This window comes from Ulvibacter antarcticus (genome assembly GCF_003688405.1).
Taxonomy (GTDB): domain Bacteria; phylum Bacteroidota; class Bacteroidia; order Flavobacteriales; family Flavobacteriaceae; genus Ulvibacter; species Ulvibacter antarcticus.
Window position 1 is genome coordinate 187672 of record NZ_REFC01000012.1, and the last position, 24364, is coordinate 212035.

The following is a 24364-nucleotide window of genomic DNA, read 5'->3' on the forward strand; positions in this document are numbered from 1 at the left end:
TTGTGTTTGACCAACTTGAAAGTTGACAAACCCTAAATCAAATATTTTACATTCATTACGAGATGGTAGATTTTAGTTCCGTTCTTATGAGAAGATCGACAAACTTTAATTGCAGTATTTTCCATTTTAAAATATGAAGTTGCATCCCATATATCTTTTGTGTCAATTTCATATCCAAGGGGATACTTTAAATTTTTTAGAGTTTGCGTTTTATACCTTTTCCAACGAGTTTCGAATTGTTGTGTAGGTTTAAGATCATATGCAAGTATAAAAAATATGTTCCGCATATGAGTGTAGTTGAAGATTTTTGTAATGTGAGTTTGTACTACAGTTTTCGAGGTTAATTTAAAAGCTTCAATTACAGAAATCTCTCCAGTATCATCACAAATTATCAGGTCTCGTTCCCCTGGGTTCTTTCCGGTGGCAGAACTTCCTCCTTTAGATTGATCTTTGATATGATAATGAAAAGTTGATAATTTGTTTTCTAAAATCTCTTTAATTATGGCGCTGTAGTCATCTTCATTTGCATTTGGCTTCAATGATTTGATATTCGTCAAAAACCTTTTAGATGCAGTAATTAATTCGTTAGTCATTTGTTTACCAAAGTCATCACTATGCTTTAATGGTTTCACAGAACTCATTGAGTTTTTTGCCATCAAAGAGAACTCTTGAAATGAGTTTTTAATTTTATCCAATGGGTTTGAATCGGCAATTTTATCTTCGAGCACTTTTAAAAAATTGAGACTTCCCTTGTCTGAAATTTTATGAAACGAGACTGCCTTCTCTAAAAACACCCTTGCTTCGTTTATAAACTCATTATCTACAAGCATTTGTACTCTCAATTGTACCATATCAACAGCCATCTTTTGTGTTGTTGACAGCGTATTAAAAAGTGATTCGAAAGCCTTTTTATTTTTTAACTTCAAGTAGACTGTGAGTTTATTATAATTGACTTTCTCAACTATCGTATCTAAAAGAGAAGATGTACAGTCTTTTTCATATTCTAGCCATTCATTTAGAGCTTGGATGAAGTCATCAATATTATTTGTCTTTAGTCCAACATTAATCTTCGCTCCAAATCTGTTAAGAACAAATGTTGGGTATTGAGGGTATAATTGCACCAATTCATTAAAAATCAAGTAAGCACTTTCAGGATTATCTTTATACCTAATAAGAGCTATAAAAAACTGTTTATGATAATAAGGTTTAAGTTCTTTATAACTTGCGTATCCTTCCTCAGGGTTGTCAATAGCTTCAATTGCCGCTTCATCACCCTTGTAATAAGCCTGTATCAATTCGGCTTCAAAAATAGAATTACTTGTTTCTCGATCATTTTGATTAATCTTTAAATTCTTCCAATAGGCAAAGGCCACTTCACTTTGCTCAACTAGATCAGGATATTTAGGCAGTTCTGTAACAATGAACTTTGTTTCGATTGGCCACTTTTGATTTTCCAAGTAAAGATGTACATCCATTTTTTGAATTTTTTCTATCGTCTTATCAACAACACCCTTGGTTTCGGTGTGTGAAAGCAAATAAAGTAACTGTGTTAGATCATCAGTCTCCAACAAGATATCATAGATAGTTTTCTTATCTTCAAATACATCTGACATTTCTATCAAAAACGGCAACAACTCGTCCTCTAAACCTCTAAACTGAGAACGATCGAGATGCTTTCCTAAAATGTTTACACTATGATTAAGATCTGGTTTACCGTATTTTTTAACCAATTCAATTACTTTATTCTCTATTTCGATTTTGAGATTTTTGATCCTTATTTCATCTAGTATGTCGTGATTATTCTTAATTGATTTGAGTATAGTTAACAAAATAAATAAGTGGGTTCTTATTTTTTTGGCTGTAAATTCATTATCGTCATCATAGATATCTATTGTTTTCTTAAGTCGAAATCTCGGATTCAAAAATTCAGAAAGCGTACCGCAACCTGCCAATACAAGTGCAAGAGAAAACCAATCTACCTTATCAAGTCGCTCATTATTCTCTCCCCAGCTAGGTAATGTTTCAATAATTTCATCAAGTTTATAATCGTGACGTTTTACCTTGTTCTGTTCAATTTTTGTGATATAAATCTTTATAAAAGTTTCTGATATTAAAAATTGAAAAGAATCAAATTTTTCACCTTCACTAGCAAGCACATTTTTTAAGAGAATCTGCGATAACCAAGAAAGTATATCAAGTTGTATGAAAGGAAAGGATAAATACCCATTATCTCTTTTTGCTATATCTGGTTTACTTTCAATGATTGTTATCAATTCTTTAAAAATGGAAGGTAAGAGAAACCTCTTAACATTAGTATTTATCAACTCCCCAGAAGTAGGGATGTTTTCTAAAATCGAAAGTAATTTGTGTTCTCTTTCATTTCTATCACTAATTATTCTATCTCGTTCTTCAATGCTTCTGACTCTACTAACTGAGTCTTGTTTATATCTAGTAATATCTTGAAATAATTGAAAAACTAATAACGCAACTTGCTCGTTATCTTTAGTACTTATTCTAAGTAGTGAGTTCAGTATAAGTTTAAGACTTTTCGACAGAGTATTGATTTTTAAATAAGATTTTAAGTAATGATCCTCGCTATTAATTTTAACTGCTTCTAGTAAATGAAAACCCAATGAGGCAAAATCTTGTTCCATTAGTAGATAAGGAATTATTTTTGGATTATTGCTCACTATAAAGTGTGACGTTTCCCAAAGTAAATATGGTTTTTCTAGACCTGCTCGTAAAAGTTGCTTTACATTATAATAATGTACATGTATTGAAATATTATTTTCAATAACAGTATCGTTCTCTTTATCCAATTCTACAACCATCTTCACTAAAAATGCAAGGTCTGTTCTACACTCTTGAGAATAGAAAATATCGTGTTGATTCTTTTCAGAAATGTGCTGCAGTTGTCTATACCGTTCTAAAAGGTTATCGGTTTTTTGAAAAAATTCTTCAGGTAAGGGATTATTTGATTGAAATGCATATTGAGATGAAAGACGTTGATCGAGATAGCACTTTTCAAATTCATCTTCGGTTCCAATAATATCTGGTTCAGTGTTTACGAGTTCTATGACAGTTTCCAGTAGCACCTGTTGCGCATTTGTAGTCAATTGATTTTTAAATTCAGGCCACTGAGAACCTCCTAAAACTTTAACTAAAAAATGTTTAAGACGCTCGGTATCATTTTTAAAACTATTATCCTTCAATAAACTTTGCCAATAATGTCCACTTATTCTTCCATTCAAATCACTCCAGTAAGATACTTTACTATTAAATAACTCAAGAGTGTATCCAGTACTATCCTCTGTAAAAGTCTTTTCCTCTATAAAAGATTCAAGTTTAGGAGTATATTTAAAGTAAGTACTGTGATCTTTTATAATTGCTTTTAAATCACTGGTACTAATCTGCAATCTTCCTTCAGCGTGTCGGTCACGTTCAGATTTAAATGCATTTAAAAAGGCAAAAACTTCCCAGTTATCTAAAAGTTTAAAATGATAGTCTATATTCCCTATTTTATTTAAGTTTGTACCCTTTTCAAATTTTATCCAGTTTGTAGTTTCCATCCAATTACTATCAAGGTTACAACTATGCCTCGCATTGTATGATGAATATGCTTTTTGTAAGTCAGATGTACCTACAGTTTGACTGGGATGATTACCATGTAGCACTCTCAAAAACTGTAATTCTTCTTTTTTATCCTCATATTTTTCATAATCGTAAACTACGGATCTTATCGCTTGCGGAACGTAGACAAAACCTATAATCTCTCTTAGCCAGAATTTTTTAAATAATGAATCTGTATCAATCTTCGTTTTTAATTTGTTTTCATATTGAAATTTGAAAATATCAAAATCCGCCTTAGTAATTAAATGTTTTGAATCCTTAGACTTTAAAAATAGTTTGCAAAAAAAATGCGATGCACCCCATTCGTAATCAGAATCCTTTGCACTATCAGATCTGTATCTTTCTGCGACACCATAATTAGAAAATGCAGACCTAATCTGATTTAAGTACTCTTGTAATTGATAATCCATTATAGGTAAGTTTAAATAATCACAACTTCTTTAAGAAACAATATATAGTTCCTTAAAAAATTAATAGTTGTTGCTATCATATCAGTTTGTAAAAAAGCTCTGGTACATCTTTTTCATTCAATATTTCTTTTACTGATCCAGTTTATAGATATAGTTTAAATATATCCTTTTTTTGATAAGAATAAGTAAGAACAATAAGATTAGTGGGTTTTATCCATTCCATTCACATTTCCCTTCCCTCGCGCCGTCACTCCGGGTAAAGAGTATTCCATTACATTTTTAAAGAAGTTTTTTAGTTAGAAAAAAAACCAGTGAAGTATGGCAATTATATTGTTTTTTACCTAAGCAAAGTGTACATAACGCAGAACATTATGATACAAATTGTAATCATAATAAGACATTATGTAAAATTGCTTTGCTAGTCGTTTTCTTTTATTGAATCCATACAGTTCCAAATTCCAAAATATGTCCTGTAATTAGCCGTGACGCTTGTCCCGAACTTGCTTCGGGATAAAATAGCCGGGACGAAATGCGCTTCCCTATTTAACATCGGGACCAGCCGCTTTGCCTGAGCCTGTCCTGAGCTTTTCGTCGAAGGGCCAAAATAAAAGCTAACCTTTTTGCACAGTTTAAAAATCGCGTATTCGAAAATGTACGTAATAAAAAATTTTAGACAATTCTCGTGGATTGCCACAAGAGCATAAATTTTAAGAAATATAAAATTCTATGCACTTGTTATATTTAGAACTTTAATTAATCTTTCTTTTAATTCTTTCATTATTAGGTATTTTAAAAAATGATACTTAATCAATTCTTTAAAATAGTGTCTTGAAACAAAAGAAAAAAAAATTCAATGCTGTATATAATTTTGGAAACATTGTAACGTATTAATATTGCTTTGAAATCCCTCATGTAATTAAAACACTTAAGAAACGGTATTGCTAAACCCCTAAAATATACACGCTCACTTTACCTTATTGTTTTAACAAAATTTTATGAGGTCAGAAACATCTCAGTAAATAAATTATGCTAAAAAACCAAACTGTTTATTTTCAATCATTTCTTCCTCTTCTTCTATTTTTTTAATCGGAACATTATTTTGAATAGCCGTATATTTTCTTGCCAGTTTAAAATACTTTTTTGCTTGTATTGTATCCTCTTTCATTCTATAGACTTTACCCATTTCATATAATGCAAAGTCATAGTTTAAGCGAATGTTTTTGATTAAAAAATTAAATGTTTCTATGGATTTTTCGAATAATTGATTTGCAGTTTTCTTTTTTCCATATGTCTTATACAAAAGAGCTCTTCTCCATAAAGCTGATCCCATATTTGACCAATTAGCCCATTTTTTTGGTTTATATTTCTCGGCTCTAGTAAAATCTCTGTAGGATTTACATAAAATCCTGTTGTAGTTTTTAAAGTTTTTTGTATTCAAATCTGCTATGTACCTTTCATTATCATGCAAATACATTCTTGCAGCTCCCAGTGCAGAATACGCTGTCCAAATTACCTCATTTTTAATATCATTGTAGTCTTTTGAAGATTTCACCATTTTAATCGATTCTTTCGAAAATTGAACAGATTTATCAAAAAACGTTTTCAATTCCTCTTCGGTGTCATTGCCTCCAAGATGTTTATGCCCTAAAAGTATGCGTAAAGCATAAGATCTGCCTAATGAAGCTTTAGAGAGAATGTCTAACCCTATATTTTGGTTTAGACTTAATGCTTTTTCAAAATGCCAAATGGCTTTATCAATGCTTTTTAGGTCATAATGATGAAAATATGCAGCGCCAAGATTATAAAGTGTTTTTTGTTGAAGACTTTCAGGTATTTCCTTTAGAATGTCTTTGTATTCAATCACAATATTTTTGTGTAGGCCTAATAAGTCGTGGATAATGATATTCCACTCAATGGCTCTAAGATAGTTATTATCATTTTTTAAAGAACTATCTACATATTCTAGTGCAGTATTCAGGTGCTTTATTTGCTTACTTTTGTTATAACTATCAATGTTCGAGATAGCTTCATTTAAATCTTCAAAAGCCTTTCTGTTATCTGTTTCCAGTTGAATCATTTTTTCTCAATTAAATTTTCTCGTAAATAATTAAATACAATAAATGCAAAGTCTTTAAAATTTTCATCTTGAAATAAATTAGAATCAATCTTATAATTCCATTGCCTTATAGCACGCTTTTTATGCTTAAGTTCTCCATAAATTTCCGAAACTTTTTGGTCATTAACAATTAAATCAATAGTTAATATATAATCATCTTTATTGAAAAAATTAATTACCCAATGTATAAATTGGGCATATTTAGAATCTACAAATGTTTCGTACGGAAAGTTAACAATTGTTTTATTTAAATAAGGAATACTAGTAGTGCTTTCTACTATAGTTGTTCTGGTGTAAAATTGACCAAATAAAAAATGATAGTGTAATAAAATAGACTTTAACTTTTTGTCTAATTCATCAATTGTTGGGTTGTCAATTTTCTTCTTTAAAAATTCGATTTTTAAAGAAGGACCTTTTGTTTTATTGTGGTAATAAATCCAAATCGCAGATACTAATAAAAATAAAGCTATTAAAACAATAGGTATAGCTTTTATAAGTGTTAGAAGTGGCTCTAATAAATAAGTGTTGTACCACTTCACTTCTTTTTTCTTGTTAAGTTGGCTCAAACTGCTATAGGCAACATTTTTTAAATCTTCATCGGTAGAAGCAAGTGCCTCAATATATTTTTCTTCAGATTTCGCATAATTTCCCCATTTTGATAGTGAGTCTCCAAGTTTTAAAGAATGTATAGAGCTAATTGAATCTGTTTTTTTAGAATTTAATTTTATTGTTTTTAACTTTAAATAAATAGTATCTTTTACTCTATCACAATTACTTGCAATAAACATTTCAATGAGTTTTTCTTTATTTGCATTTTCAAAATAGACCTGGATTAGTTTCTGATCCTTATTTAGTTCTATCAAACATGAATCTTTTTCTTGAGAAAAAGTGTAGTTACTAAAAATTGTAAAGATTAGTAGTATTAAGAATCGCAAATTATTAATAAAAGGTTTTAAGTTTATCATGTCTTATGTGCTATACTTTTTTCATAACAATAATTTTTTCGTAATTATAACTTCCGTTATATTTATCAATGTATCGATATGGCCTTCTCTTGACTTCTTTTTTATAAATTTTTTTTAAAGTAAATTTTTTATTTGCTTCACTAATAAAATCTAGCACTAGATCGTGACCATTGACATTTTTTAAATGTACGATTAAGTATCCATTTTTTTTTAATATTCTGTAAGATTCATTGATAATTTTGATTAAAAAATTTGTTCTCCAATCTTCATAATTATTGTAATTAATATGCGATTGATTCTTGCAATCCTCATACCTCTCATGATCAAAATATGGTGGACTTGAAAACACTAAAGAGCAAAATTCATCTTCAAATTCCTCAAGCTTTTCTTCTGCTTTAGATTGAAATAATTGAATACTTGAACGTACTACATTTTTAAAATTTGTAGAACAATACTCGTATATTGATTTACAACCATTTATTTGAGCAAATGAAGGGTCAATCCCTATGTATTTTCTATTTAAAACTAGGCAACCTAAAAGTCTACCGCCAAAGCCAGAAGAGAAATCTACAACAGTATCGTTATCATTCGAGTAGCGTTTTATTATCGCTTTTGCAATGGCTGGATAAAAATTAGTAACTGCCCTAGTTTTGCTATAAAGTCGAATAGAGCTTCGAATACTTCCAGGCCTAAAGGAGTATCTGTCTGGCCACATTTTAGCAGAATTAATTAGTATTTTTGTCAGTGCTTTGTCATCATAGAAACGTTCAATAGGAGAATATGCATTTTTAACTTTTACATGCCATAATTGAGGGTTAAAGAAATTTGCAATTTTTAATCCGTTGACTTTATTTTTAATAGCAGATTTATCAAAGATATCTGAGTTTTTTATTCCTTTGAGAGACATTATTTCCTTCTCAAATTTAGCATCATCTTTATCGTAATAGGGAAATCCTTTGTCTCTCCAGTAACTGAGACAGCTTTTTAAAATTTCTTCTTTACTTTCACTACTAAAGGCATTGAACTCTTTCCCTTTTAGGTCGAAGTAATTATCTGAATTTTTTACCGCTTCTTTTTCTTCTTGGCCAATAATCATGTGCTTTTTTTAACTGGGCTTTATAAACAATTTCTTTATTCCCATTAGGCTCCATTAATTTGTTTTTCTTTAAGAAACTAAAATAGCGATTACTAGGTAAACTATTCATTGTTTCGGAGACTAAAACCCATAATTCCGGTCTTCCTTTTGCTATATCTGAAAGCGAATGCGTTTCTAATATCTTATTAATTTCAACTATTGAATAGTTATTCTTAGTAAGAAGCATTATATATTCATAATCGATAACAGATTTATTCTTAGCCTTTGTTATTAATTCATTATAAACTATGAGAGGATAATTAAACGCAATAGGTTTCTTTTTCATCTCAATACTAAATTATAGAAATTATTTTTTAATTTATTCGGAAGCCTTTGGTTTGAGGCCTGTAAAACCAAATTTTGCTATTAACCCAAATGTAAATCTATTACCTAATGCATTGGGAGTTCCTTTATTAGCTCCGAAAGTATCATTAGTCTGAACAAAAACTCCTCCCATAAGTTTATTGTCATTACTGTTAAAAGCATGTAATCCCAATCCAAGTATTGTGTTATTCTTTATTGTTTCTGAACGTTTATAGCCATGATGTCTTATGTATGGATTAAGACTTAGATAAAGATGACTTGTTCCAGTGCTGCTGTTAGGGTTTAAAGACTCTTTTAAACTAAAAAGATGAACATAATCAGCACTAAAACTAAATCTTAAAAAGCTATCATAAGTTCCAGTTAAAGCTGTAATCTCTTGGCTACTTGAAAATGTGCCATCCATAATTGTAGTATCTTCAGTTGTTAACTTAAAAGTTCTAGACTTTAATGCAAACGGATTATAAGCTCTGGATAAAGAAGCACTAAAACCTAAATAATTGTATACTCTATATTGATGTGTTACCCCAAGTTGAATGGTATAACCATCAAACTTTACATCTCTAAAGCGTTCATCGATTGTTGTTGCGTCGTTCATTCTATCTAATTTAAAACTAGCTCCATTATAACCACCACGAGCATACAAAATAGTTCTTGTGAAATATTTTATTTCATTTAAATTGTCTACTAAAACTTCATAATCGTTAATACCTTTTTCTAGAAGGTCTATTCTACCAGAGTATGCTGCAATTAGAGCATTAAAATTTGATGGATTTGTATTATCATCTGAATATTCAAGCAAGTCTAATTTTTTATTCAATAATTTAATAACACTATCCCATTTTTCGGTATTGTAATGATCGTTTGAAATAGTTGTATTAATATCTGTCATAATTGTATTACCAACGACGGGTACAAGCATTAATTTTTTATGTATTTCACCAGTTTTTGTTTCTATGTCTTTTTTATTCGATATATTATTTTTAGCATCTATTTTTAATTTTTTTAATGCGTTATCTGTCTTAGTTTTTGCATTGTTTTTATCTGTAATATTCTTTGTTTCTACTGTCGTTGGAGAACCTGGAATCTTAACATCATCTCTAGCTTTTTTTAGATCAGCGTTGGCTTTAGCCAACTCTGTTTCAGCCCCATCTAACTTATCTCTAAGTACAATTTTTGAAGAAGTTAATTTATTTTTTATTGCAATACTCTTAACTTTTTCTAGTGCAGCAATAAGAGTTTTTAAATCAACTACTTGAACTTGAGCTTGTTCTTCAGTTATGTCTTTTATAAAAACTTTTAATCCTTTAATATCTGAGGTCTTATCTCCTGTATTATAATTATTGTAATAGTCTTTTTTTTCTGGATTTAAAATACCTAAGCGTACTAATTTGTTAATTTCTGAAGATATAATTTTTTGGTTTGCCGATAACTTTAAAACATTTTTCTCATAATCTATATTAGATGTAATATAGCTATCAATTGAAGCATCATTCTCTTTATATTTTAATTTAGACCAGTTGTGTCCTATATATCCTGTGAGTGTATTTGATGTGGAGAATTCACCTCCTGAAAACAATGTTGATAAACCATTTGAAATACCCCCTGAAATTTCTCCACCTAGGATAAAGTATTTTGCTCTATTACTTGAGTTAAATTGCTTCTTATTATAATCCCAAATCGAAGTTTTCAAGAATGTTTTTACTTTATCAATTTTTGCTTGTGTAAGGCTTGTAGTAAATAAATTTTTATCATTGAATGCTAATTGATCAGCTTTAAGGTCATTAAAAGGTTTATCACCTTGCCATGTTTCTTTATAAAACGAAAAACTTGCTTTAGGATCTGTAACATCAAAATATAAATTTGATGAAGGCAAAATAATAGTACTAAAGCCTTCTGCATCTTGTCCAACAACTTGAGCATTAGCACAGAAATTTGCTGCAGAAATTGTTATTGCTAGAGTAATAAATAGTTTTTTCATGATTCTATTTAGGCTTTTGTAGTATTAATTATATCATTAGATTTATTACTTATCTTAGACGTACTTAGTTTTCTTTTTGCACCATCATTGACTAGTATTTTAGAGGTGTTAAAGGTCCAATTTCCACCAGAATGCACCACAGATATTTTAAAATCATATGATGAGCTCATTTCTACTCCATGAACTGTTCCTCCAGAAATGTTTCCACTTTTTCCAGCTAAAAACACACCAGTAATGCCATTTCCAGAAATTGTATAAGTTACAGAAGCCTTTAATGAAAGTAAGCTAATTGTGTTATTAGACTCACTTAATATTTTTGAATATGCGGCAATATGAAGTAAAGTTTCTAAACTCGCTTTATTTTTAAATTCCCCTTTGGTATATAACTCCTTGACATCTAAAGAAATTTCTGATTTTAAAATTGATTTAATTTTTGTTTCATACCTTTTCAATCTTGTTGATTGTTTAAAATGCGTTTTAGTAAATTTCATAATTAAAAGTTATTAGTTATTACTGTGCACTAAATTAACATAGTAGACAGTCAAACAAAATACCCAATAAAGGGTATTAATTAGATATTTAATATTAGATCTTAAAAGGGAGAGTTAATCATTGATTATTTAATGATTACTATAAATATAGTAAAATTATTTTAAATCCATTCCACACACATTACACTCCACTCCTATCCTCCTTCGCAAAAAGGCTACGGCGGACACGCGTCATCTCGACTACGCTCGATACAGACTAGTATAAAAAGTATTCCATTATAGTTTATTAAAATTTTCAGAAGAAAAAAACAGAAGATAAATTCTTTCGTAACGCCTTCACCTATGCAAAGAGACCCTTCGATTAGTACCTCACTCACACTCAGGACAAGCTCACCTACCTACGCTAAAAAGCTTTGGCAGGCAGGCGCAGAGCATTATCTTACAAATGTTTAATTATGCAATACTATTAATCACCCTATATTTACAAGCACCGTGGCAACTGTAGTGGCCTCCGAACAACGTCTAACCGGCCAATAACCTGTACATACATCTTGTCTTGTTTGAAAACTTGCAGATCGCAATTCTATATGAGGTTCTCTGTTAAGAAATAGTCTGAGGACATAGGTATAGGAAACCCCTTTTTGTAAATTACCAAATTCTGTAAGTCGAAGCGCATCTGTTAGATCTCTTCCGGGGGCTGTATCCGGTACTCGAGAGAGGATAGTGTATCTATTCAATCTTGAGTCGGTTCCATTAATTAGGGCTATATCAATGTGATGTATTTCTCCTCTCCGGTATGATGTTCTCATATCAACAATTAGACTGGCCATAATTATTTTGTATTTATTTGATTTTAGAACTTAAAAAAAGAAGGGAGTATTTAAATATAGAAAATAATTATTAAAAACTTATGTAAATCATTAGATATTAGGTTTTTAATGTTGTAAAAAGAAACTTATGAAAATATTAAAGGTACTCCGCTGAGCACCTTTAGATAGTAAAGAAGAAACTTTTTAGAATAAATTTTTTGATGAAACTGTAGAAATATTTTCGCTTTTGCCAAAGAAAAGTAACCCTTCGACTCCTACCTCACTCAGAACAGGCTCACGCAGAACATTATAATTCATTTTCAATAGTATAATTAGCCGTTACCCAAAAGTGCTTCCTGATTTAACATCGGGATCCAGCCGCGTTGCCTTAGCCTGTTCTGAGCTGTTTGTCGAAGGGCCAAAAAAAACTAATCTTTTAATTTTTAGTGCTCAAGGAAATGAGTTACGATTGACTTGACATTTAAATCTAATAACAGCTTATTGTATCGTATGATTTTTAATTGTAAAATATATATGGTAAATTTAGCTAAGAACCAGTTAGTTACAACACTTTTGTTTCATTATTGATATATTTATTATCATGCAAAAAAGTAATAAAAAACCATCCGTTTATATTTCTTATGCATGGAACGATGAAAGTAATAAGATTGTAGATTCTATTGAAAAAAAGTTTACCGGAAAGCGAGTTAATATCATTAGAGATAAAAAGGATTTACCATTTAAAGGGCGAATTAAAGAGTTTATGGAAGAGCTCGGTCGCGGTAAATATGTAATAGTAATAATAAGTAACAAGTTTTTAAGATCCGAGAATTGCATGTTCGAGCTTCTACAGATCTTTAAAAATGATGACTTTTATGAGCGAATATTTCCCCTGGTATTAGATGAAGTTAAAATAGCCAAAGCGGCTGATAGACTGGAACTAGTGAAATATTGGGAAAATGAAGCTACCGTTTTAGATACAAAAATTAGAGATTTAAAAGAACTCTCTAATATTCAAGGTGTAGCCGATGATCTTAACCTCTATTCGGAAATTAGAAATAATATAGCTAGGCTTACAAATATTCTAAAGGATATAAATAGCTTAAATATTGACAAGCATATCAGTTCAGATTTTCAACAACTGTATCTCAGTTTAGAAAATACTATTAAGTTGGATTCTGCCGGTGAAACCAATACTATACTAAATAGAAGTTTATATGCAGTTGTTGGCGTTATAGCTTTATTCATGGTTTACTATTTTTTTCCTTCTGAAAAATTAGAGCAACGTAGTCCTGTTAATGATATTTCTACTGAAACTTCTTCAGATGAAGAAGTTTATACCGTAATGCTAAAGGTTGCTCACAATATGAAGGACGGAGAAGTTTATGTTGACAATGAACCAGCAACGATTGTAAAAAGAGAAAATGAACATATTTTCGTTAGGCTTCAAAAAAAAAATACCCCCTATAGTTTTGAAGTTAAAAACAATAAAGGCAATTGCAAAGCAGCGCAAATAATAGAAAAAGATACGACAGAATTAGTAATGTCATGCAAGGAGAATATCGTTAGTGTTCAATATTATACAGTAAAACTAAAAATGGAAACATTTATGACAGATGGTGAAGTTTACGTTGACAATAAACCCGCTACTATTGTGAACAGAGGGGAAACATATGTTACTGTTAGGGTAAAGAAAAAAAATGGCAGCCATTATTTTGAAGTTAGAAACGAAATAGGGTTCTGTGAAGCACAAGAGACTATTGAAAAGGATGCTACAGAATTATTAATGAAATGCTAAACAATTGGGTAATCTATGGTGATATGAATGTATACAAGCACATATTTATAACTGCGACAACTATTTTGTTATTTGGCCTGTTAATTTCAACGGGAGAAGCTTTTGCGCAGGAAATGGATACTATTGAAGTTAAGCAAAGTGTTTTTGTCATGGATTTTAGTGCAAGTCATAAAAAGCATAAAAAAGCCGCTAAGTCATTTACAGACGATTTCGAAACCAAGATAATAGCTACCGAAAAATATGATGTGCTCCCTCGAAGAGGTTATGTAAATATTCTAAGAGCTATTAAAATTGAGGATGAAATTTTCGGAATTTCACGATTGCCAACCGATTTAAAAGACAGCCTAATAATAAAAAAGACCGATGCTGTGTTTTTCGGAAGATTAACATTAGATGAAGCTAGCGGTGAATTCGAATTAGAAGTGAAATTACAACCTTTGGACTTAAATAAACCCGTACTAAAAAAGGCGCAATTGACATTTAAATTAGGGATAATCGATGATAATGAGTCCCGTAAGTTGATTACCTCCGATATGATAAAATTGTTGTACAACAAAGAATATATATCTATTAAGGAAGAGCAATTGGATATTATTGAAGAAAAACTAAGTACGTATAGAGCACGTGTAAAGGAAGTTATAGATGTTTATGAGGAAAAAATTGATTATCTGTTGATGTTACCCGAAAATAAATTAAAACCGCATTTAGCTGAAATTGAGCAGAAAAGAGAAATATTTAATTCTATATGGAATGACTTAAATAATAATAGAAGAAAATATATTAAAAATTTTGGCATGCATTGGGGTGAAGCATCAAGAACGGCTCTAAAATATGTTTATTCGGAGACAATGGATGATTTTCATCCAAAATTTAAAAGTTATCTAAATTATCTACAAACTCGCATCAATAATCATAGGATGGAGAAGTTTAGGAGTAATAAAAAAAGAAAAGAAGCAAAGAATGCACTTGCCATTGAAATAAAACATGAACTGGTAAAAATACTAGATGAGGATTATTATACAGATGTCGATAAAAAAATCAATGCATTCCTTGATGCCCTTGGTGAAGAAATTATAGAAGATTTGAAAGAACATAATTAATTAAACTACATATTATGAAAACTCTAGCAATTGTATTTAAAAAATCAGTATTTGCAATAGTAATTGGACTACTATTCTTTGCTTGCAAATCTGATTCAGGAACAGAAGATATTGGCACAATATTTATTGGAATATTTGATAATACATGGGAAGTACAAGGTGTTGACAATTATAGTTTTGGTATTTTTAGAGACGGTTCTATTGGTACAACATCAGGTATATTGTTTGGGAATGAAGACCATCCAAACAGTGGATCAATTGATATGATTAACGGGACTTTTGATGGTCTAAATCTTGCGTTTACAATTCCTAGAACTAATGGAAATGTAGTATTCACAGGTGTAATGACTCCAACCAGTGAAACAGACCATACTATTATAAGAATAGATTTAAGCTCATCGGAAGGTGAAAATTTAGTTTTATTTACTAATTGATCGATAGAAATTAAAAGTACTTTGTTGAAAATTTTTATCTATGAATGATGTTCAATTGAAAACTTGATTTAACCGAATAAGTTTTAAGTCAATTAAAATATGATATCCATGTCTTTCCGAAGCACTTCCATAGGAGAGCTCTTATCCCTTCGACGAAAAGCTTAGGACAGGCTAGCTTCAGGCAAAGCGTATTCGACTGACATTTAAAAGAAATTTTAGGAAGAAAAAAATAAAGGAGATTAGTTTCTGTAAACCGCGTTCACCTGAGCAAAGTTACCCTACGACTCGTGCCTCACTCAGGACAGGCTCACGCAGGACATTATAGTACATTTATAGCAAATATGCGAATAGCGATTTTTCAGCGTTATTTTATATAATCGCGTTATGCACAAGGAAATTTGATGCATGCGATTCTAAGCAACTGGTATTAAAACTAGTTAATTTAATAATTAGCCGGAGAGCTTATACCGAGCTTTTGTCGAGGAACTGTCCACCATTTATGCTGATAGAATGACCACCCAATAACATTATCCTGCAAGATTTTTTTCTACGGCATCACTTAGCAATATTACTTTATTTGGAGTTAGTGAACACTATTGTGTATCTCACTAGCCGCCGCAAGATTGTGAAATTACGCTAAGAAATATCTTATTACTCTTTTTTAATTTCTCTTTCTTCTCACTATCCACAAAATGAAAAGGATAATTAATATAATGATCATCCAGCACCATATGGGGCAGTGCCAACCTTTATTTCCATCCGGCTCCGTTTGAAAACCAGCTACTTTACCATAAACAAACGTTTGCCCTCCTATTACAGTCTCGTTGTCATTATTAACTTTAGCAAGCTGCGTGAAATTGATCGCATAACCCTTACCTAATTCCTTTGAATTGTCAGGCACATAGCTAATATCCATAATTCCAAACTCATTTGGTTCTAGATTTACATTTTCTATAAATGCACCCTTTTTGCTTATGTTTATTGTTCCATCTTCGTTTATGCTAATTCCATACCCTCGAGGTGGATTCTCTTTAAAGGTTTCTGCAAGCTTTCCAATTGGTTTTAATTGAATATGACCATTTTCGAAAGACATAGCCACACCATTCTCGTCTATCAGATCAAAAGTAAATTTAGCATTCATACCTAGATTGGTCATATTCGAAATCACTGCCTGAGCTGGTGACATGGTTCCAGGGAGCAAGTCATACACACCAATGTTCTTCCATACTATATTATTATTGTTACGGACATTGCCGTTTAAGGAACCTGTTTCAGGGAAGGTCATCCCAAATGGAGCAGATCCACTTGTAGTAATCCTGCTTAAAAGGCAAAAATGATTAGTATTAGTCCCAAATGCAGTAGCATAAGAAGCAGGGTTTGGTGGATTCCAAGGAAACTCAAATATTTCACTTGAATTAGCAGGTATTGGAGGTATTGTTTGAGAAGAAACAACATCTCCCATTAACATAGTATTTGGTCCTGGGTCAAAATATATCCCTCCATTCCATGGATCCATCCAACCTAGTCCAGCACCTGGTTTTGCCCAATAAAGAGTAATCTGCTCTGTTCCAGAGCTCATTATTGATCCTCTATTATGAACTTCAACATATACGTAGTTGGGATTCGAAGTTCCTGTTCTATATTCCGCATTTTCATGGACATGGGCAAATGTGTATGGAGGTATATCTTGTGATTTCCTTACCCAAATATCTGGGCTTTGCCACATGTTACCTGTAAGTGGATTAGGTTCAGCACCAACATCACCTGCCAAATCTTTTGAATACAAGTCGGCAACTGGAGGCACCCATTTATTCCACTCTGTACCCCATCTATCACTTCCACCACTTGGGGATTCAGCGTATTGCTGAATTGTCCATAAAGAAAAATCGTCTGGGTCTATACAACTGCTAGAATAATCACCCCAGCGATTAGATGAACCACTAAATATTTTGAAATATTTGGCCAAACCTGCCTTAAATTGTATAGAACCTTGTGTTGTGCTTAAGGGATCACTATTTAATCTGATAGAGTAATTGGCGCTAGCAAATTGTGCTGCTGAAAAACTAGAATACCCTATTAACAAATCATCATAAGCGTTAATTGCCAATGTAGGGTAAGCAAAAAAATTGGTCCCAGTAGCATCTTGGATTTTTTCATTTTGGACGACTGTTCCTGTTACAGGGTCTATTTGCCACCATTGAACCCCAGATCGTGTTGGACTTCCTCCTGAAGGTAGAAAGATAGTCTGTGCACACCATAAAGAACCATTCCTAAATACTGCATTTTGTACTCGACTGTCCCCATTGCTAATTAAATTAGAAACAGTTGATTGCGGGGCAAAGTCAGCACCCCCAGCAGGTATATCGGACCAATTTGTCGCAGCAGCAGGAAATAATAGCGTTGCGGCATAATTGGGGGTTGAAGGTGTTCCCGTTATTGTATATAGACGAATAATTCCCGAGCTACCATTCCAACTACTCACTAAATGTTCTGTTTCTTCTGAGTTGTCAAGAGTGATAGAGGGGCAACTGGCTCCTCCTTCTGTAGAAGGTCTATTGGATACAGTTGGTGTTGCAGACCCTCCATATAATGCAAGTTTATCAAACATATATACTATAGAATTCCCAAAAGCGTTAGTGCTAACAGCAAACATATTTCCTGTCACTACAATCCAATTCTTGTTAAAGCCAATGCTTGGATAATCAAACCAATTTGTATTCGAAGAATCTGGATCGAATTGATATAGACTCCAAATACCAGTGGGGTCATTCGTGTCTGAAACACCAACCATCAAAGCAGAGTTGGCAGATTGGCCATTAGCAACAGCAGTTATCATCCATCGTGAATTAAAAGGATCATAAAGCACTTTAGGATCAAACATATTTGGAGACCCACCTAAAGAGGAGAAAAAAGCATCTAATCCTACAGTAGACATGGTAAGACCATTCTTGTCTTGAATCCTTACTTGGGTATTGAGTGCAACCATAAGATGGTTTGGTCCAACGGCACCCCCAATATCTGGAGGTATAGATGTGTTATTATCTCCAAGCCCAGGAAAATTTGGATTAATATCATCATTACCTACTTTCTCTTTCTTTTTGATCTTTAGAGTTAGACTATCTCTTGGGGGTGCATCGTGGCGCTTTATATCTGCACCTGGTGGTAATCTAAGGTTTTCTGGAATACGCACCTCGTTTTGGGGTTTCTTTTTCTTTATGGAGTCTGTTAAGGATTTAGGGTCTTTAGCCAGTTCCTTGAAGTTTAATTTTGCAGTTTTAACGGGGCCTACCTTTGTGTCTTTTTGTTGCTGTCCGTAGCTAATTGAAAAAATTAGGAAGCAAATAATCATTAATGACAATGATCTGAATTGTCTAGAAGTTGCTTTATCCATGATCTTCATTATTTAAATGGTTTAAAATACAAATATCAACTATATATACATGATAATCAATGGTATAATAAACCTTTCTGTAGGGGTAAATCACCCTTTTCACAGAGGTAAATCACCCTTTATAAGTATCCTTTCTTTGTTCTTTTCTGGTCTTTCTGAAGCTTTCTAATATCATCTAAAAGGTTTAATCACCTATTTTGATTCACACTATTCTCAGCAACTGGTATTAAAACTAGTTGAAATTTTAATTAACCCTGAGTTCGTGCCGAGCTTTTCGTTGAAGTATGAAATTGCCTCCTATTAACTTTCGATTGCTTTGTATGAATAAAATGCTCAAGCTTTTTTTTCTACATACAATAATGTAGTAATTCTTTTCAGCGTTTAATGTTCTTTAATTAATTCAAATCTTTTTGATTGGTTTGAATATTCCAGATTATGAATATCCCACTTGCTATGAGCCGATTGGACTTCCAGTTTACTGGCCATGATCATTCTTTTGCCATCGGTACGTAAATTTATCATTCCGTATTTGGTTAAGAAACTGTTGATTTTTTTATTGGCTGCAGTAATCTTTTTACGCACTCCAGCGGCTTCAACAAGGTCTGTGATTGTTTTTAATCCTTTGGTGAGTTCTTCTACCTTATTAAAAAGTTTGTTGAGTTCCTTAGCTTTGCTTAGTGTGATCTCAACATTGGATCTTGAAAGTTCAGTTGAAAAAATTAATGGTCGTTTACCATAGCCACATTTCCCAAAAGCACCTATAGCATCCGGACGTGGATGACCATAACTTTCTTCATCTCCCGACGAAATTACCGTAACACCAGAATTGATGGATTCTAAAAATTCATAATTAAAATGATTACTTCCATGATGACATGCTTTAGCAGCATCGACAACAAGCTCATTTAATTCTCCTTTATCTTTATAATACTTATGGATTATTTCACCGAATTCTGAATTAACATCACCTCCCAGTAGAATACGTACCTTATCATATATGAGTTTTAAGATTAAGGAATGTCCATTTTTATCCTTTCCGGTATTTTTGATTGATCTTAGAAACTTACGTCCACTTTTTTCCTCATGAATAGGACCTAATACGCGCATCGAGAATTGTTTATTCCTAATTTTGTTCTCTTTTTCATATTGATCGACATATTTGTTTTCCTCCATTAGACCTTTAAATTCAACATTTTCACTATGTTTAAGACAAGTATTCAATGTTTTACAGTAGGTAGAACGCGTTCCAGATCTATTGGCACCATTGGTGATTAAAGCTTTCATTTCATCCGAAGTACGGACTAATTCAAATATAGAGTTGTCCTTCTGTTCTCCAAAGGGTAAATTACCTGGTCGTTCGACTAAACAGTTGTGATATATTTTATCAAAATGCAGTAGCTTGTTTTTAAAAATATCTCGAAATCCGCCGTAATGATCCAGGTCAGAATGGCTTATAACAGCATTTAGTGGAAACGACATTGGTTTCTTCTTATTATAGAGGTAGAATCTCCATGTTAGGTAGCGATTCATATTATTCCCCTTGCCTGCATCTATTATGAAATGCTGGTCGTCCGGTGTTACCATATGACAGCCATCACCTTGACCGATATCAACGAAGTTAACTTCTAATATGCGATCTTTTCGGATCTCAGCAACCTTCATCCAGCCTGTATTTCCACGCCCTCTTACTCTAACTCGTTTATTCTTAATATCGGTATTTAGAATTTTAACGTAGTCGCCAAAAAGGAGATGATTAAACCACGATTTCCCTGTATGTTTCTTGAATATTTTTGCCGAAGGGTATTCAGCAAAACAATAGTTTACTGATCCCTCATTGTAAAGTTCCTTAGATAATTGAGTCATGATTTTTTAAGTTAAATTAAGTCACAAATGTTGAATAAGTAGATACCCGTTATTGGGTATATCAAACTTATAGTGTGCTTAATTGTAATCTTTAAGGAGAGTTTAATCACTAATATTCAAGTGATTAAGTAAATATATAAAAAATAATAAGAAATTAAGAGTACAGCTTAAATAATAGTAAAATAAGAAGATTAGACATTCCGTACTATGTGCTATTGCAAATATTTGCTGCTGCCGAATACGTCTTTTTAATAGGTGATTTAATAGATCGATTCATCTTACAACTCCCACCCTGTTCTGAGGTTGTTTAATTCAGTCGATGGAAATATACCGCAGTAATCCATGAAGTTTAGTACTATGACACATTAAGTAAGCTACACGCTACTACGGGTGAACTACGGGTGAACTTTGGCTTCGTATACATTATATAGTAAAGAAACTGTGCTAAACCAATGAGGGTTTTGTTAGAGCGATTTGTAATTTAGATAACGGCGATAATCTGTGCCGACTGTCCGGTTTTGAGTGCTGTAATGGCATTATTTTCTTCTCTGCCAAATTGCACACTTAAACCAATTACTAATGCCACATCTGCAGTAGGGATTTGTGATTGTGGAATGTCTAATTGCAAGACCATTGGATCTCGCCATTGGGTTATGGCTATAAAGCCCGTTGTTTGGGTAGCGCCCATGCTATTTTGTACAGGGTTGGTGGGTTGGTATTTTAGGGTGGCCTCAGTCCAATGATGGTTTGCTACCCAGGCAATGGCTGCAGTGATCTCAATGTGTGTGGCGGTTGCTGCTTTTGCTTTTGGCAGTTTAATGCTGCTGTTAGTATTGGATATAGTGATTTGTCCACGGTCCGGGCTATGTGTGATTTGCCAATTAGGTGTGACATATTTAGATGCCGGCTGTGCCCTATTTAAAGGAAATCCTATGAGTATATTGCCATTAATGCGCAGATTACCTTCTCGTTGCCCCAAGGTGCCCTTACCCGCTGCAATAAGGTGACGGCACTCTCCAGTTAAATAGCTTGCCACATAGGTTTCCTGAAACTGTTTGCCCCAGGCTCCCCAAGCTCGACGGATCGATTTACTAATATAGGTCGCTCCGGCGAATTCGTGGTTGTTCTTTTTTACGTTGGCGAAGGCCGGGTCGTATTTTATACGTGACGCAGAAGGCCCTGTAGCCTTGCGAACAATATCTTTACCATTGAGTTTGTAAAAACACAGATCGCCAACAGTACCTTTAAATTTTAAAAAACTTTTGTTTTCTGCCATAGCGCTCCCCTATTTGGCTCTAATAAATATACAAATATTTGGGGAATGCTTTTGGTTGAGGGTTTTTTGAGCTGTATTTAAGATTGAAATTCTATTTTATATAATGCCTATTAGTAAGAGCCCATCTCGAAACCATTTTATACAGACTAACACTCAAAGTGTTCCATCAGCCTTTTTAAGAAAGAAAAAGTTAAGTTGAAAATCAAAATGATAGAAATTAGTAAATATGTAATTTTCGTAATGAGAGTTTCGGGCGTGGGTAAAAGCACTATTGGATCCCTGCTTTCCGAAGAATTAAATATTCCGTTTTTTGATGGAGATGATTACCATGCGTAATCTAATGTAGTTAAAATGGCAAGTGGGGAAGCCTTAAATGATGAAGATCGTTATGAGTCCCCTACTCCTGTACTATTAGCTTCGGAAAAAATTGTCATCGCAATGGAACCTATACTAAGCGAGTGGCAGTGTTAAGGACTGGTGCCGAATGATAAAATAATGTGATTTGAAAACGTTATTTTTTAATAATTTTCTTAGTTATACTGTTATCTGAAACAGAAATATTTAAAAAATAGACTCCAGTATTTAGCCCACTAAGATCTAATTTATTTGAATCAGTACTTTGACCGGATATATCCCCATTCAATACCTCCTGCCCCATTATATTAACTATGGTGTACGGTAATTTTTCGTTAGTTGATGTATAATCTAACTTGACATTGATCTCATTAGTGGCCGGGTTCGGATAGATAACTACTTGTTCATGATTCGTTAAGTCATGATTGGTTACAGGAAGAATTACAGAAGTATCAATGGAAAAAAGTGTATTCCCCATAGCGATATACCATTGGTCGTTATAATAATAAGGACTTCCTAATGTATTATTATTTGATATTTGAAAAAGGTCTCCGTCTCCAGTATATAAATATCGATTATTATCGGTAGCGAAAATAATCTCTCCTAATTCATTTAACGCTTCAATATAACTGTTAGTACCAAAAGGAGCTGCTATCACTGTCTCTCCCGTTGGCTTTCTTAACATTATTAATTCCTGGCCTAAGTTTCCTTTTTTATTAAAAGCGATATAACCATTATTGATCTTATAATAAGCATCATAGAGATAATCCTCCCCAACTTCTCTAAGTTCAATCTCTTCAGTCCCATCAAATAACACCGTTGAAAAATAATCTCCATCAAGATCCTTAACATAAACATAAGAAGTACCGTCTGACATTACATCCCTGTTTTTAAGCTCATCTGTAATACCATCGGTAGTAATGTATTCCTTGATTCCATTGTTTAGTAAAACAATATTTCCTTCATCATCATAATACAGTATATTATTATTATCTACTCTTTTTTCTATACTATCATAATCCTCTTCCCCGTGAAAACCATCTAAGAAAGAGACATTCAACGGGTCAGCTACTTCTTGAAGGAAATAATGAGGTTGACAAACCTGAAGGTATGTGCCAGGTGAGATTTCAATGTATTCGCATACATAGAGGCTAAACATTAAATCATCTCCAACAATTGGATTTGTAGGTAGTTGCACGATATGGTTTTCATCATCATAATCTGGAATACCTGTGTACCCAATTTGTGTTGTACTATTAGTGTTCCATATAAAACGATGTCCCCTACTAAGATATTCAAAATCATTTCCGCTAAAAATAACTGCTTGATCTAATAATTTAAAAGCTCCATTGCCTTGTAATGGAATAATTGTGGAGAGTGGAATATCAGTAACCAGATTTGTATTCATATCAACTTTGGATACAGCTTTAAGACCATATTTTAATTGACTGTTATGAAAGACATCATTTCTTTCAACAAAAAGTAAATTATTTCCGTCAAAATCCATTATCTCATTTTCAACTGTATATTCTTCTATTAGAGTTTCACTAGTATCAACATAAACCTGTCTGGTAACGGACGTTGTTTGACCTCTTGCATCAGTAACACTCAAAAACATTCTCATCTCTCTATTTAAAAAGAACGAAAAATCTACAACTTGTAAAATTGCTGAGCCGGAACTTAAACTATAAATAAGATTCCCATTATCGTCATATATTTCAACCTTGTATGATAAGCTAACCGGAAGATCGTTCTCAATATCCGTCCCGTCAAAATCGAATACTAATTCTGGTCTCGCAACACTATGATCCAATGGTAATACAACATTTATCTCCGGCTTTGTATCAAAAATAATGATTATATTTTGTGTGCCTGTATTATCAAAAACATCTGTAGCAGTTATTTGCAGGGTTTGCACTCCTTGAGGCACACCTATAAGACTTAATGTACCTTCAAATGCACTATTTCCTACTGAAGTAAGTTGTATTGTGTTACCATTAACAACAGCTTCCACATCTGAAATTTCGTAGGTGGAGGTTATTATTACTCCTACGTACATATCTTCTCCAACGATTGTATTATCATAAGGATTAAAACTTTCGACAGTAATACCTTGTCCATAACCATTAAAAGCACTAATAATCAATAATATAAGTAATACTGAAGCTCTTTTTATTAGGTTTTTTGGACAAAGCATATGGGTGTTGATTAATTAATTTGTATCAATATATAAAAATTATATGACTCCATTATTTGACTCCATGGAATAACTCCAGACACCATTATTCGT

16 protein-coding genes are annotated in these 24364 nt (G+C 32.6%); 4 read left to right on the forward strand and 12 right to left on the reverse strand.

Translation table 11 applies throughout. The annotated features are described in order from the left end of the window. Nucleotides 1-32: 32 nt before the first annotated feature. The 8 genes from BXY75_RS05735 to BXY75_RS05770 all read right to left on the reverse strand — a co-directional run bounded on the left by BXY75_RS05735 (nucleotide 33) and on the right by BXY75_RS05770 (nucleotide 11858). Nucleotides 33-4040: a hypothetical protein gene (locus BXY75_RS05735; RefSeq protein WP_121906763.1), complete on the reverse strand. Its 4008-nt coding sequence runs from the start codon at nucleotides 4038-4040 to the stop codon at nucleotides 33-35. 1024 nt (nucleotides 4041-5064) lie between these two features. Then, complete coding sequence (locus BXY75_RS05740) at nucleotides 5065-6117, reverse strand: tetratricopeptide repeat protein (RefSeq protein ID WP_121906764.1); 1053 nt, start codon at nucleotides 6115-6117, stop codon at nucleotides 5065-5067. Beyond that, nucleotides 6114-7019 (reverse strand): hypothetical protein, encoded by a 906-nt coding sequence (locus tag BXY75_RS05745; protein ID WP_147437234.1) that lies wholly within the window; start codon nucleotides 7017-7019, stop codon nucleotides 6114-6116. The genes BXY75_RS05740 and BXY75_RS05745 overlap by 4 nt, the downstream gene beginning before the upstream one ends. Nucleotides 7020-7131: 112 nt before the next feature. Beyond that, nucleotides 7132-8217, reverse strand: a complete 1086-nt coding sequence (locus BXY75_RS05750; protein WP_121906766.1) for a DNA methyltransferase — start codon at nucleotides 8215-8217, stop codon at nucleotides 7132-7134. Continuing rightward, on the reverse strand, nucleotides 8171-8542 hold the full coding sequence (locus BXY75_RS05755) for a hypothetical protein (RefSeq protein WP_121906767.1): 372 nt from the start codon (nucleotides 8540-8542) through the stop codon (nucleotides 8171-8173). The genes BXY75_RS05750 and BXY75_RS05755 overlap by 47 nt, the downstream gene beginning before the upstream one ends. A 33-nt stretch (nucleotides 8543-8575) precedes the next feature. Further along, nucleotides 8576-10558, reverse strand: a complete 1983-nt coding sequence (locus BXY75_RS05760) for a hypothetical protein (protein ID WP_121906768.1) — start codon at nucleotides 10556-10558, stop codon at nucleotides 8576-8578. 8 nt (nucleotides 10559-10566) lie between these two features. After that, nucleotides 10567-11049 (reverse strand): hypothetical protein, encoded by a 483-nt coding sequence (locus BXY75_RS05765; RefSeq protein ID WP_121906769.1) that lies wholly within the window; start codon nucleotides 11047-11049, stop codon nucleotides 10567-10569. A gap of 470 nt (nucleotides 11050-11519) precedes the next feature. Continuing rightward, entirely contained in the window at nucleotides 11520-11858 is a 339-nt protein-coding gene (locus tag BXY75_RS05770; RefSeq protein ID WP_147437235.1) for a hypothetical protein, read from the reverse strand. A gap of 601 nt (nucleotides 11859-12459) precedes the next feature. On the opposite strand from BXY75_RS05770, the gene BXY75_RS05775 reads away from it, so the two are divergent. Genes BXY75_RS05775 through BXY75_RS05785 form a run of 3 tightly spaced genes read left to right on the forward strand, consistent with a single transcriptional unit; the run spans nucleotide 12460 to nucleotide 15190 of the window. Next, entirely contained in the window at nucleotides 12460-13656 is a 1197-nt protein-coding gene (locus tag BXY75_RS05775; protein WP_121906771.1) for a toll/interleukin-1 receptor domain-containing protein, read from the forward strand. Then, entirely contained in the window at nucleotides 13650-14756 is a 1107-nt protein-coding gene (locus BXY75_RS05780; RefSeq protein ID WP_121906772.1) for a hypothetical protein, read from the forward strand. Before BXY75_RS05775 ends, BXY75_RS05780 begins: the two co-directional genes overlap by 7 nt. A gap of 14 nt (nucleotides 14757-14770) precedes the next feature. Further along, nucleotides 14771-15190 (forward strand): hypothetical protein, encoded by a 420-nt coding sequence (locus tag BXY75_RS05785; RefSeq protein ID WP_121906773.1) that lies wholly within the window; start codon nucleotides 14771-14773, stop codon nucleotides 15188-15190. 661 nt (nucleotides 15191-15851) lie between these two features. Here BXY75_RS05785 and BXY75_RS05790 read toward each other — a convergent pair. The 3 genes from BXY75_RS05790 to BXY75_RS05800 all read right to left on the reverse strand — a co-directional run bounded on the left by BXY75_RS05790 (nucleotide 15852) and on the right by BXY75_RS05800 (nucleotide 21720). Beyond that, entirely contained in the window at nucleotides 15852-18581 is a 2730-nt protein-coding gene (locus BXY75_RS05790; protein WP_147437236.1) for a hypothetical protein, read from the reverse strand. A 381-nt stretch (nucleotides 18582-18962) separates the two neighbouring features. Then, nucleotides 18963-20444 (reverse strand): ComEC/Rec2 family competence protein, encoded by a 1482-nt coding sequence (locus tag BXY75_RS05795; RefSeq protein ID WP_121906775.1) that lies wholly within the window; start codon nucleotides 20442-20444, stop codon nucleotides 18963-18965. Between the two features lie 481 nt (nucleotides 20445-20925). After that, nucleotides 20926-21720, reverse strand: coding sequence for a hypothetical protein (locus tag BXY75_RS05800; protein ID WP_121906776.1), 795 nt, complete (start codon nucleotides 21718-21720; stop codon nucleotides 20926-20928). Between the two features lie 207 nt (nucleotides 21721-21927). Between BXY75_RS05800 and BXY75_RS05805 the strand changes: the two genes are divergently transcribed. Next, entirely contained in the window at nucleotides 21928-22056 is a 129-nt protein-coding gene (locus BXY75_RS05805; RefSeq protein WP_245962923.1) for a shikimate kinase, read from the forward strand. A gap of 175 nt (nucleotides 22057-22231) precedes the next feature. Here BXY75_RS05805 and BXY75_RS05810 read toward each other — a convergent pair whose 3' ends face one another. Beyond that, nucleotides 22232-24271 carry a T9SS type A sorting domain-containing protein gene (locus BXY75_RS05810; protein ID WP_121906777.1) on the reverse strand — a complete coding sequence of 680 codons (2040 nt, stop codon included), beginning with the start codon at nucleotides 24269-24271 and terminating at the stop codon, nucleotides 22232-22234. Nucleotides 24272-24364 lie beyond the last annotated feature (93 nt).